We start from the raw sequence: 11,192 nt of genomic DNA on the forward strand, positions 1-11,192 counted from the left end.
CGGAATGACGGAGGGAATATTAAGAGTGGACTTCGCCACCTACGCCATCCTGCTCGCCGGCGCGCTCGCGGGCGGCTTTGTCTCCGGACTTTCCGGTTTCGGCACGGCGCTGATGGCGCTGGGGATCTGGCTTTACATCTTGCCGCCGGCCATTGCGGTGCCGCTGGTCCTGATCTGCTCGGTGAGTTCGCAGATCTCGACGCTGCCATCGATGTGGAAAGTTCTCGACTTCAAGCTGGCGTGGCCGTTCGTGGCCGGCGGTCTTGCCGGCATGCCGATCGGGGCGCTGCTGGTCGCGCGCGCCGACCCGCAAAACTTCAAGCTCAGCGTCGGCATGATGCTGCTGGTATTTCCTACCGCACTCTATTTCATCCGCAAGCCGATGGCCTTCCGCTTCGGCGGCCGGCCGGCAGACGCAGCCGTCGGATTTGCCGGCGGCATCCTCGGCGGCCTCGCCGGCCTGTCGGGCCCGCTGCCGACCCTGTGGGCCAGCATCCGCGGCTGGACCAAGGACCAGCGCCGCGGCCTCTTCCAGATCTTCAACGGCAGCGTGCTCGGCGCCGCGCTCATCCTGCAGATCGCCAGCGGCTTCGTTAAATGGGATGTGTTCTGGCTGGCGATGCTGGCGCTGCCCGGCACGCTGATCGGCGCCCGTCTTGGCATGCGCACCTATCAAGCCCTGAATGACCGAAACTTCTACGACGTCGTGCTGGCTCTGCTATTTCTGTCGGGAGTTGGATTGGTGTGGAGCAGCATTGCTCCGAGCTGAACGGCGCATAGCCGCCATGTGCTCCGAGTAGATTGCTGTACGCTGACCGGCAAAGCGGCTAACCAATCGCGTCATGAGCTCCCCTGCTTCGCGCGAGCGCCTCGGCCTGTTGCTGGGCTTCATCGGCATGGTGATCTTCGGCGGCACGCTGCCGGCGACGCGGATCGCAGTCGCGGAAATTGATCCGATTGCACTGACCGCGCTGCGCACCGCTATCGCAGGGCTTTGCTCGCTGGCGCTCCTTCTCGTGTTGCGCCGGCCGCTGCCGCCCCGCGCGCTATGGCTGCAACTCGTGATCGCCATGCTTTGCGTCGCGATCCTGTTTCCACTGTTGATGTCGATGGGCATGCAGAGGGTCGACGCCTCGCATGGCGGCGTGGTGCTGGGCGTACTGCCGATCGCCACCGCGCTCGTCGCCGTTGCCATTACTCATGAGCGGCCGCGGCCGCTGTTCTGGATTGCTTCCGTGGCCGGCGCCGCGTTGGTGATCGCATTCGCATTGCGGCAAGGCGGCGGCGCGCTGGTCGCCGGTGATTTATTCCTGTTCGCATCGGTCGCCGTCGCCGCGATCGGCTACGCATTCTCCGGCCGGCTCACCTCGCAAATGCCGGGCTGGGAGGTCATAAGCTGGATCCTGGTTATTGCGCTGCCGCTGTCGATTCCGGCAGCCGTGCTGACCATGCCCGCCGATATCACCCACATCGCCCTGAAACCCTGGCTCGGGCTGCTTTACGTCGCGCTGTTCTCGCAATGGATCGGGTTCTTCGCGTGGAATGCAGGGCTGGCGATGGGCGGCATCGCGCGGGTCTCGCAGATCCAGTTGCTGCAACCCTTCGTCACCTTTGCGCTGGCCGCCTTCTTCAACGACGAGACCATCACGCTGCAGATCCTGCTGTTCGCTGCCGCCGTCGTAGTGACGGTCGCCATTTCGACGCGCACCCGGGCCAGAACGGCTCCCTCGCCGCCGCAGCAAAATCGCGAGCCGTCTCAATTGGCGGCGTCCTGATCGTTCAGCACCGGATGATCCGCCATCAGTTCCGCCCTGGTCTTTTCCGAATTGATGGCCCTAAGTAGCACGCGCGCGGTTTTCAGATGATCGACCTTCACGCATAACCTGATGATCTGGCTCACCGAGACGTCACGCATGGCGTCGTCGGAGATCTTCATGGCGACTTCGAGCGCGCATTTGATCGCTGCCTGATATCGCGTGGCGTCAATGGCCTGGTCTTTCTCGGCATGGCGGCCGCCGGCTGCCATCTTTTCCGCGATGGCCTCGGCCGAGACGCAAATCTCGCGAATCCTTTGCGCCGCCTCGATATCGCCTGCGGGCTGAACGTCGATTTCCCAGACCTCCGGCGGCCGATCCTTTCGAAACCAGCGCATCGTGCAAGCCCTCTCGATGCCGGAAAACATATTCCGACATCGATCGGGTTCGCAACAATACGGCTCTCACTCCGCCGCCGAAATGCGGCTGAACTCGGTGGCCTGCAGCTCGAACAGCCCGCGATAGATGCCGCCGGGCCTGGCGGTCAGCGCCGCGTGCGTTCCCTGCTCGACGATCTCGCCGCGGTCGAAAACCAGGATGCGGTCGAGGCTGCGCACCGTCGACAGCCGGTGCGCGATTACGATCGAGGTCCGCCCTTTCATCAGCCGCTCCATGGCCTGCTGGATCAGGCCCTCTGACTCCGAATCAAGGCTCGAGGTTGCCTCGTCCAGGATCAGCACCGGTGCGTCCGCCAGGAACGCGCGCGCCAGCGCGACGCGCTGCCGCTCGCCGCCCGACAGCTTGACGCCGCGCTCGCCGACCAGCGTGCCGTAGCCTTTCGGCAGCCGCAGGATGAAATCGTGCGCATTGGCGAGCCGCGCCGCCTGCTCGATCGCCGCCATGCTGGCGCCCGGCCGGCCATAGGCGATGTTCTCGGCCAGCGTGCGGTGAAACAGGATCGGCTCCTGCTGCACGATCGCGATCTGGCTGCGCAGCGATTGCTGCGTGGCTTTCGCGATATCCTGACCGTCGATCAGGACCTTTCCGCCGCTGATATCGTAGAGCCGCTGCACCAGTTTGACGAAAGTGGTTTTGCCGGAACCGGAGCGGCCGACCAGGCCGACCCGCTCGCCGGCGCGGATCTCGACCGACAATCCGTCATACAGCGGCGCGCGGTGGCCGCCGTAATGGAACGTCACGTCGTCGAACACAATGCGGCCGCCCTGGATGTCGATCGGCTTTGCATCCGGCGCATCGGCGATGCCGATCGGCTCGTCATGGATCGCGACCAGCTCCTCCATGTCGTTGACCGAACGCTGCAGGTTGTTGATGTGCATGCCGACGTCACGCAGATAGGCATGAATGATGTAGTAACTGGTCAGCACGTAGGTGACGTCGCCCGGCGTGGCGCGGCCGGCGATCCACAACAGGATCGCCCCGCCGATCACCGATCCGCGGAAGCACAACAACACCGCGAGTTGCGCCGTCGAAGTGTAGTTGTAACGGTACCAGGTCCGCCGCACGCGCGTGCGCCAGCGTCCGACGACACCGGCCAGCCGCGCATCCTCGCGCGCTTCCGCGCCGAAGGACTTTACCACCGCGTTGCAGGTCAAGGCATCCGCCAGCGTGCCGCCGACTTTGGTGTCCCAGGCGTTGGAGACGCGCGCGGCGGGTGCGATGTAGTTCACCGAGAACGCCATCGTCATCGAGACATAGATCACGGTGCCGACCGCGATGACCGCGCCGAGCACCGGCCAGTGCAGCCCGAGCAGGATCATCGAGCCGACCAGCACCAGTAGCGACGGCAGCAGCGCCATCAAGATGGTATCGTTGAGCAGATCGAGCGCCCACATCCCGCGCGTGATCTTGCGTACGGTGGAGCCGGCAAACGAGTTGGCGTGCCAGTCGGTCGAAAAGCGCTGTACGCGCGCGAAAGCGTCGCGCGATACGTCGGACATGGTCTTCAGCGTGAACGGCACGATGGCCTGCAGCCCGGCCAGGCGCAGGACCATCGATATGAGTCCGAGCGCGACGATCCCGCCGAAGGCTGTGAACGCAGCCTGTCGCGCGCCCGGGTCGGAAGTGCCCAGCGTCAGCGCATCGACCAGCCGGCCGGAGAAGATCGGCATGAACAGGTCGGCCGCGGTTGCTCCCAGCAGGCCGCCGGTCACGACGGCGGCGCGGCCGGGCTGCTGCAGCCAGTGGCGGAACACGAACGGGATCACCACGCGTATCGCCGCGGGACGTTTGTCTCTTGGAACGGTCATGGCATCATCCGGCTGCGCGAAAGGCGCATGCCGGCTCCATCTGGGTTTGACGCGTGGGCCGCCTCGGGCCGAACGCATGCGTCGTTGAAAACTGTCGTTAAGTCGTTGGGAAGTTTGGAAAGATCGGGCGTGAGGCCCGATCAGGGCCGGCGGAGATCGCGCTCAGCGACGCGACCGAAAAACCAGCACGAGCATCGGACACGAGGGCGCGATCTGCGAATACATCGATATCATGCAAATCTCCCCGGTTCGAGCGACAATGCGCACCTTATAAATGCATCGCGGGTGATTTGCAACATGACAAGGACGTGAACAGCGTTGTCACATCGCTTTTAATGCGCGTCGCCGCCAAGCACCGCCGCGGACGGCTTTTTCAGAACCATCACCAGCAGGCTCAGGACGAGATAGAACACGGCCAGCATGAAGAAGACGTCGCCATAACCCATGACCACCGCCTGGCGGTGCACGATCTGCGACAATTGTTTCATCGCCATCAGCGCGGCATCGCCCATGCCCTGCATGCGCTGGGTGAGCATGTTGAGTGTCTCGACCGCGGTGGCGTTGCCCCAGGTAACGCTGTCATGCAGGCGTGAGATGTGCAGGTCGGTACGCTCGTTCAGCGCCTGGTTGATGACGGCGAGCCCCACCGCACCGCCGAGGTTGCGCGTCAGGTTGAACAGGCCGGAGGCGTTCTTCACGCGCTCGGGCGCCAGCGTTCCGAGCGCGGTGGTGTTGGTCGGCACTATCACCAGCATCATGCCGACCCCGCGCAGGATCTGCGGAATCAGCAATTCGTAGAAATCATAATCCTTGGTGATCCAGGTCATCTGGTAGGAGCCGAGCGCGAACAGGACGAGGCCGATCGCGATCAGGTAGCGCACGTCGTACTTCACCATCAGCCGCCCGACGATCGGCGCGGTGAGGAACATGGCAAGGCCCGAGATGAACATGGTCTCGCCGATCATCAGCGCGCTGTAGCCGCGCACTTCGGCCAGATAGCGCGGATACAGGTAGGTCAGGCCGTAAAGACCGATGCCGACGCAGAATGAGATCAGGCAGCCTATCGCGAAATTGCGGTCGCTGAAGGTCCTGATGTCGACGATCGGCTCCTTGACGCTGAGCACGCGCCAGAAAAAGGCAATCGCCGAAACCGCACAGATCGCTGCACAGATCGCCACCGAGGTGTCTTCCAGCCATTGCGATTGCGGGCCCTCTTCCAGCACGTATTCGAGCGTGCCGAGAAAGCTCGCCATAAACAACAGTCCCCACCAGTCGAAATGTTCCAGCAGCGCGAAGTCCGGCTTGTCGAAATCGACCAGCGCGAGCACACCGACGGTGATACCGATGCCGGGAACGATGTTGATGAAGAACAGCCAGTGCCAGGACATCATGCCGGTAATGTAGCCGCCGACTGTCGGCCCGATGGTCGGCGCCAGCGTCGCGACCAGCCCGATGATCGGGCCGACGATGTGGAATTTCGAACGCGGAAAGACCGTGTAGGCGGATGCGAACACGGTGGGGATCATGCCGGCGCCGAGAAACCCCTGGATCGCGCGCCAGATGATCATCTGCTCGATGGTCGAGGCAAAGCCGCAGAAGAAGCTCGCGATGGTGAAGCCGGCGGCGGAGATCGCAAACAGCAGGCGGGTGCCGAGCGCGCGCGACAGGAATCCGGACAGCGGAATCGCGATCACCTCGGCGATTAGGTACGAGGTCTGCACCCACGACACTTCGCTTGAGCTTGCCGAAAGTCCGGCCTGGATCTCCGCCAGCGACGCCGAGACGACTTGGATATCCAGGATCGACATGAACATCCCGAACACCATGATCAGAAACGCAAACATCCGTCGCGGCGGAATGCGCTCGGACGCGTCGGTCGCGGCCTTCATCATCGAGGGCGATGCGGTGGTGGCGTCAGCCATGATCAGCTCGGAACCGGCGCGGGGCTTTCGCCCCGGGCACTAAAGAAATCACTGCGGTTGAACCATGGCAGGCGCATCGAGGTCGGCCTCGCTGTCGGCGTCGGCCGCGCCCTCGCGGGTGTCGACGGTCGCATAGACCGACATGCCGGCGCGCAGAAAATGCTGCTTCGCCACGTCCTTCGGCACGCGAATGCGAACCGGCAGCCGCTGCACGACCTTGGTGAAATTGCCGGTGGCGTTGTCCGGCGGCAGCAAGGTGAACACCGAGCCCGCCGCGGGCGAAATGCTGTCGACAACGCCGGCGAATTTGCGATGGCCGTAGGCGTCGACCGAGATCTTCACGGGCTGGCCGGGACGGATGCGCTTGAGCTGGGTTTCCTTGAAATTGGCGTCGATGAAGACGTCATTAAGCGGCACCAGATTGGCGAGCCGCTGCCCGGCCTGGATGAAGTCGCCGGTATTGACGAGACGGTTGGAAAACGTGCCATCGACCGGCGCACGCACCGAAGTGAATCCAAGGTCGCGTTCCGCCTTGGCTAGCTGGGTTTGCAATTCCACAAGCTGCGCGCGGGCCTCGGCCTGCTGAGCTTTGGTCACCTCGACATTGTCGCGCGCGGCGTCATAAGCCGCCTGCGCCGACTTCACCGCAGCAAGGCTCTGGTCGCGCGCGGCTTCGGAGACCTCGAAGGCGGCGCGCGAGGCAAAGCCCTTGGTGCTCAGCGACTGCTGGCGATCGAAGTCGAGGCCGGCGCGCTTCATCGCCGCCTCCGAGGAAGCGAGCTGCGCCCTGGTCTGCTCGACAGCGCTTTCCAGCGCCGTGACCTGACGGCCGATGCGATCGATCGTCGCCTGCTGGGTCGCGATCTTGCTGCGCGCGGCTTCGACAGCAATACGGTAGTCACCGTCATCGATCCTGAAGATCACATCGCCAGTGCGAACGATCGAATTGTCGGCGGGCAGGATTGCCGCGACATGACCCGAGACCCGGGCGCCAAGCGTAGTATTGTTGGCGCGCACATAGGCGTTGTCGGTCGAGACATAGAACCGTCCGACGAAAACGAAATAGACGCCGTAGCCGATGGCGGCGAGCGCCAGCAAGCCGAGCACGCCCATCATCACGAATTTGCGCTTGCCCGGTTTCGCCGCGGCGGTATCGGCAGCGTTGGCGACAGGCCCATCGGGCTTTTCGATCTCCACAGCGCCGGGGGTTTCGGCGGGGCGACGCCGGGTTTCCTCCGCGACCTGGGTGCGCAGTTGATCCGCTGCCTCCTGCGCAGCTTCGTCGCCGGCCGTTTCCGGCCCGGCGCGAACGACGCGTGCGACCTGGTCTCTCGCTCCGGCCATTACCCGGCCTCCCCATTCCCAATGTCGCGATGCATGAGGCCACGGAAACCGGCCGCATTGGTGCCTTTAACTCAAAATACATTGACCGAACGGTTCGGTCAATGTAGATTGCCATTATACCGACCATAAAGCGAGAAATGACTTCCCTCTGTATCGAGGGTTGAATTCTTGCGCGAGAAGATAAACCAATGGTTGCATCCAGAGCAAACACGATTCATCCCTTAGGCGAGGAGGACAGTTCGAAGCGCCGCCAGATTTTGGACGGTGCGCGAAAGGTGTTCATGGATCTGGGCTTTGATGGCGCCAGCATGAGCGAGATCGCGCGGTCGGCCGGCGTCTCCAAAGGCACGCTTTACGTTTACTTCGCCGACAAGAGCCGGCTGTTCGAGGCCATTGTCGAGGACGAAGCGTTCGAAAAAAGCAAGATCGCATACAATCTCGATCCCAAGCGGGATGTCGAAGCCACGCTACGCGAATTCGGCCGAACCTATATCGGTTCGATCTGCCGGCCGGGCGGCGGTTCGTCGATCCGCACGGTAATGGCAATCGCCGAACGGATGCCGGAGGTCGGACGCCAGTTCTACGAGAACGTGCTGGCAAAGACGATCAACCGCCTGGCCGAGTATCTGCAGGCGCATGTCCGGTCGAATGATCTTGCGATCGACGATTGCGGCCTCGCCGCCGCGCTGTTCCTGCAGATGTGCCAGGCGACGCTGTTTCTGCCGTTCGTGTTTCAGGCCGAGCCGGCGCCATCGGCAGAGCGCATCGCGCGGGTGGTTGACAGCGCAACGCGGATGTTTCTGCGGACATATCGGCCGAAGCCGGTGTAGGTTCCTGCTCCACCTTTCTTGGTCACGCGCTAATTCTACTGCGTCCTAACTGCTCAAACCCGCGCCCTTTTGCGCGAATACGCAGACGCGTCGTTGTTGCCGCCATCGCATGAAACAACGAGTGAGCCGCCCCATCATGCTGTGGCGCAGCAGCAGTTGGCAGGGAACCGGCCAAGGGATCAGGAACAAAATGATGTCGTCCCGCGTCAGGAATCCCATCAACCTAAGGAGGTTCAAATGGGACTTTTCACGAAAGACATCAAAACCATGGAAGATATGTTCGTGCATGGCCTGCAGGACATCTATTATGCCGAGCGCCAGATCACCAAGGCGTTGCCGAAGATGATCGAGAAAGCCACCAACCGTGACCTGTCGGCCGGCCTCAAATCGCACCTCGAAGAAACCAACACCCAGATCGAACGCCTTGAGAAGGTGTTTCAGAAGCTCGGTAAGGAACCCAAGGCGGCAGATTGTCCGGCGATCGATGGCCTGATCAAGGAGGCCGACACGATCACGGCGGAAATCGACGACAACGCCGTGCTTGACGCCGCCATCGTGGCAGGCGCGCAGGCGGTCGAGCATTACGAGATCGCACGGTACGGCACGCTGATCGCATGGGCCGAGGAACTCGGCCATGACGACGTCGTTCGCTTCCTGACGACCAATCTCAACGAAGAGAAGGCCGCCAACACCAAGCTCAACACGGTCGCGCTTCGCAAGGGCGTCAACAAGAAGGCCGTGGCCTAGGAACCAAAGTTCCGCTGGACGGTTGTCTCCGCTTGGGGGATGATGTCTGTAAAGAGCGCGCTTCTTTGGCTGGTCGGAATTCCGCTGCCGATTATTCTCCTGCTCGCACTTTTCCTGCACCCCGGCTGACGCATTCGTTCGCGAACGCGTCAGGCGCCGGGGCTCCCCGCGCGGTGTGCCGTGTGCCCATTGAAGGAGGGAACTGCACTCATCTCACTGCAAACCGCGTCAATGCATCCCGGTTGATCTCGATGCCGAGCCCAGGCCCGTCGGGCACGGCCACGAGACCGCCTGTGTGTTCGATCGGCTGGGTGAGGATCGCCTGGCGAATTGGATGCTCGGTCCGGTCGAACTCCAGGATCGGCTCGAGTGGCGCGAGCGAGCGCGGGGTGTGCGACGGCAGCACGGCAAGGAGTTGCAGCGATGCGGCGATCGCAATCCCGGTACCCCAGACATGCGGGTTGTACCTGACGCCGAACGCCTCCGCCATGTCGGCGATTTTCTTGCATTCGGAAAGGCCGCCCGCCGCACAGGTATCGGGCTGGATGATGTCCATCGCGCGTGAAACCAGCACATCGCGAAAGCCGAACCGCGTGAATTCGCATTCGCCGCCCGCGAGCGGAATCGAAATCGCCGCTTTCACCTCGCGGTACCCCGCAATGTCCTCCGGCGGCACCGGCTCCTCGAACCATCCAATGTCGTAACCCTCGATCATCCTGCCCAGACGGATCGCCGCCGTCGCATCGTAGGCGTGGTTGGCATCGACCATCACCGCTATGCCGGGGCCGATCGCCTCGCGCACCGCGCCCGTCACGGTGGCATCTTCTTCCACGCCGAAGCCGACTTTCAGCTTCACCGCCTTGAACCCGTCGGCGACGTAGCCCGCCGCCTCATCCGGTAGATAGTGCAACGGATCGCCGGATTTGCGCCGATAGAGTCCCGTCGCATAGGCCTGCACCTGGCTGCGGCTGGCACCGCCGAGCAATTGATGGACGGGAACGCCGAAACGTTTTCCCTTGATGTCCCAGAGCGCGATGTCGATGCCGCTCAGGGCCTCGATGACGACGCCTTTCTGCCCGTGATCGCGCAGCGCGGAATAGACCTTTTGCCATAGAAAATCCGTCCGCAACGGGTCCTCGCCGACAAGCAGGGGCGCCACGCTCCCGACTGCCGCTGCGGTGATCCGCGCCGGACCGTAGCACTCGCCCCAGCCGGTCAGGCCGTCCTCGGTCTCGACCTCGACCACCATGGCAGTGCGCGTGTCGTACCAGGCGCGGGAGTAGGCAAAGGGCTGCGAGAGCTTCGCCTCAAGGAGGTGGGCCCGAACGCTCCTGATTTTCATGATGCGGCTCTCCAGCGCGAGACTTCGGATGCAGCCCGCTTGGACGCAACCATATGCGCTAAGGCCGAAAGCGAAAACCCCGTTGGTACAGCGGTCTCGTTGGCGCGCCTGTGCGTGGCCGAGATCGCGATTGCGCCATCAGTTCGTTTCAAATTCTTCCTATCTGCAACGACTGTCCTGCCGACGCGTTGGCCTTGTGGAGGTACTCGCCATGTCGATATTCGGTAGAAAACCTCGCCCCTCGCGCCGGCGAACCAACCAACCCGCATGGATGACGGTCGACGGCGGCTTCGCGGCGCGTCAGTGCACCGTCCTCGACATCTCGGAAGGCGGCGCTCGGCTGAGGTTAGAGGATCCGCAATTCGTCAGGCCGCAGTTTCAATTGAAATTCGACCGGGCCTGCAAGGTCGCCTGGAGAAAGGGCGACGTGATCGAGATCAAGTTCGTGTAAGCTGCGACCGGTCAACCCTCGCACCATAGAGCGGCCGGCGGGCGACCTGCTAGAACGGCGGGAACACCAACACCACACGCGCGGGGTATTGATGACGACGGGCTGCCCATCCCTGATCGGTCTCTATCACAAACTGCGCGACGCCTGGTCGGCGGAGACGAGCAGCCAATGGCAGCCCGACAATCCCGCGGCGGGGCAATGCTCGGTGACGGCGCTGGTGGTGCAAGCCCAACTGGGCGGCGAAATTCTGAAAACCGACGTCAACGGCGCCTGGCACTTCTACAATCAGATCGACGGGCGGCGCGTCGATTTCACGATGAGCCAGTTCGACAGCCCAATTGGGTATGATGACCTGCCAAGCAACAGGCAGGAGGCGCTCGATGACACGTCCATGAAGCAATACGAACTGCTTCTCGGACGGATTCGATCGGGGCGACTGCTTTGAGAACCTGTCGCGCCTGTCCCGGGCGCGATGCAACGCGCCAGCAATGCATCGCAGAACCGGGACTGATCATCGCGCGGCAGGTAGTGGGCC

Annotated in this window: 11 protein-coding genes; 6 read left to right on the forward strand and 5 right to left on the reverse strand. The window is 62.9% G+C overall.

The features are described from left to right. The first annotated feature begins 25 nt into the window (after positions 1-25). Positions 26-769, forward strand: coding sequence for a sulfite exporter TauE/SafE family protein (locus tag RX328_RS36315; RefSeq protein ID WP_213248975.1), 744 nt, complete (start codon positions 26-28; stop codon positions 767-769). 73 nt (positions 770-842) lie between these two features. Next, positions 843-1,775 (forward strand): DMT family transporter, encoded by a 933-nt coding sequence (locus tag RX328_RS36320; RefSeq protein WP_213248976.1) that lies wholly within the window; start codon positions 843-845, stop codon positions 1,773-1,775. Here the strand turns inward: RX328_RS36320 and RX328_RS36325 are convergent. The 4 genes from RX328_RS36325 to RX328_RS36340 form a co-directional block, all read right to left on the reverse strand. Further along, entirely contained in the window at positions 1,757-2,152 is a 396-nt protein-coding gene (locus tag RX328_RS36325; protein WP_213248978.1) for a hypothetical protein, read from the reverse strand. The two genes, RX328_RS36320 and RX328_RS36325, sit on opposite strands and share 19 nt — an antisense overlap. A gap of 66 nt (positions 2,153-2,218) precedes the next feature. Then, positions 2,219-4,021 carry an ABC transporter ATP-binding protein gene (locus RX328_RS36330; RefSeq protein WP_213248980.1) on the reverse strand — a complete coding sequence of 601 codons (1,803 nt, stop codon included), beginning with the start codon at positions 4,019-4,021 and terminating at the stop codon, positions 2,219-2,221. Between the two features lie 332 nt (positions 4,022-4,353). Next, positions 4,354-5,943, reverse strand: a complete 1,590-nt coding sequence (locus RX328_RS36335) for a DHA2 family efflux MFS transporter permease subunit (protein ID WP_213248982.1) — start codon at positions 5,941-5,943, stop codon at positions 4,354-4,356. A gap of 48 nt (positions 5,944-5,991) precedes the next feature. Next, a complete protein-coding gene (locus RX328_RS36340; protein ID WP_213248984.1) occupies positions 5,992-7,287 on the reverse strand; it encodes an HlyD family secretion protein in 1,296 nt (431 codons plus the stop codon). Positions 7,288-7,475: 188 nt separating this feature from the next. Between RX328_RS36340 and RX328_RS36345 the strand changes: the two genes are divergently transcribed. Together RX328_RS36345 and RX328_RS36350 are read left to right on the forward strand one after the other, a co-directional pair. Then, entirely contained in the window at positions 7,476-8,117 is a 642-nt protein-coding gene (locus tag RX328_RS36345; protein WP_213248986.1) for a TetR/AcrR family transcriptional regulator, read from the forward strand. Positions 8,118-8,354: 237 nt separating this feature from the next. After that, the gene (locus RX328_RS36350) at positions 8,355-8,864 is read left to right on the forward strand and encodes a ferritin-like domain-containing protein (protein ID WP_213248988.1); all 510 of its coding nucleotides are present in this window, start codon (positions 8,355-8,357) and stop codon (positions 8,862-8,864) included. 208 nt (positions 8,865-9,072) lie between these two features. Here the strand turns inward: RX328_RS36350 and RX328_RS36355 are convergent, their stop codons facing one another. After that, positions 9,073-10,206, reverse strand: a complete 1,134-nt coding sequence (locus tag RX328_RS36355; protein ID WP_213248990.1) for a mandelate racemase/muconate lactonizing enzyme family protein — start codon at positions 10,204-10,206, stop codon at positions 9,073-9,075. Between the two features lie 211 nt (positions 10,207-10,417). Between RX328_RS36355 and RX328_RS36360 the strand changes: the two genes are divergently transcribed. Next, positions 10,418-10,657, forward strand: a complete 240-nt coding sequence (locus RX328_RS36360) for a PilZ domain-containing protein (RefSeq protein ID WP_213248991.1) — start codon at positions 10,418-10,420, stop codon at positions 10,655-10,657. Between the two features lie 91 nt (positions 10,658-10,748). Further along, positions 10,749-11,102, forward strand: a complete 354-nt coding sequence (locus RX328_RS36365; RefSeq protein ID WP_213248993.1) for a hypothetical protein — start codon at positions 10,749-10,751, stop codon at positions 11,100-11,102. Positions 11,103-11,192 lie beyond the last annotated feature (90 nt).

The sequence above is a fragment of the Bradyrhizobium sp. sBnM-33 genome, assembly GCF_032917945.1.
Lineage (GTDB): Bacteria > Pseudomonadota > Alphaproteobacteria > Rhizobiales > Xanthobacteraceae > Bradyrhizobium.

Coding starts and splice junctions, on each gene's coding strand:
- RX328_RS36320 (WP_213248976.1), top strand. CDS start 843: ATGAGCTCCCCTGCTTCGCGCGAGCGCCTCGGCCTGTTGCTGGGCTTC.
- RX328_RS36325 (WP_213248978.1), bottom strand. CDS start 2,152: ATGCGCTGGTTTCGAAAGGATCGGCCGCCGGAGGTCTGGGAAATCGAC.
- RX328_RS36330 (WP_213248980.1), bottom strand. CDS start 4,021: ATGACCGTTCCAAGAGACAAACGTCCCGCGGCGATACGCGTGGTGATC.
- RX328_RS36335 (WP_213248982.1), bottom strand. CDS start 5,943: ATGGCTGACGCCACCACCGCATCGCCCTCGATGATGAAGGCCGCGACC.
- RX328_RS36340 (WP_213248984.1), bottom strand. CDS start 7,287: ATGGCCGGAGCGAGAGACCAGGTCGCACGCGTCGTTCGCGCCGGGCCG.
- RX328_RS36345 (WP_213248986.1), top strand. CDS start 7,476: ATGGTTGCATCCAGAGCAAACACGATTCATCCCTTAGGCGAGGAGGAC.
- RX328_RS36350 (WP_213248988.1), top strand. CDS start 8,355: ATGGGACTTTTCACGAAAGACATCAAAACCATGGAAGATATGTTCGTG.
- RX328_RS36355 (WP_213248990.1), bottom strand. CDS start 10,206: ATGAAAATCAGGAGCGTTCGGGCCCACCTCCTTGAGGCGAAGCTCTCG.
- RX328_RS36360 (WP_213248991.1), top strand. CDS start 10,418: ATGTCGATATTCGGTAGAAAACCTCGCCCCTCGCGCCGGCGAACCAAC.
- RX328_RS36365 (WP_213248993.1), top strand. CDS start 10,749: ATGACGACGGGCTGCCCATCCCTGATCGGTCTCTATCACAAACTGCGC.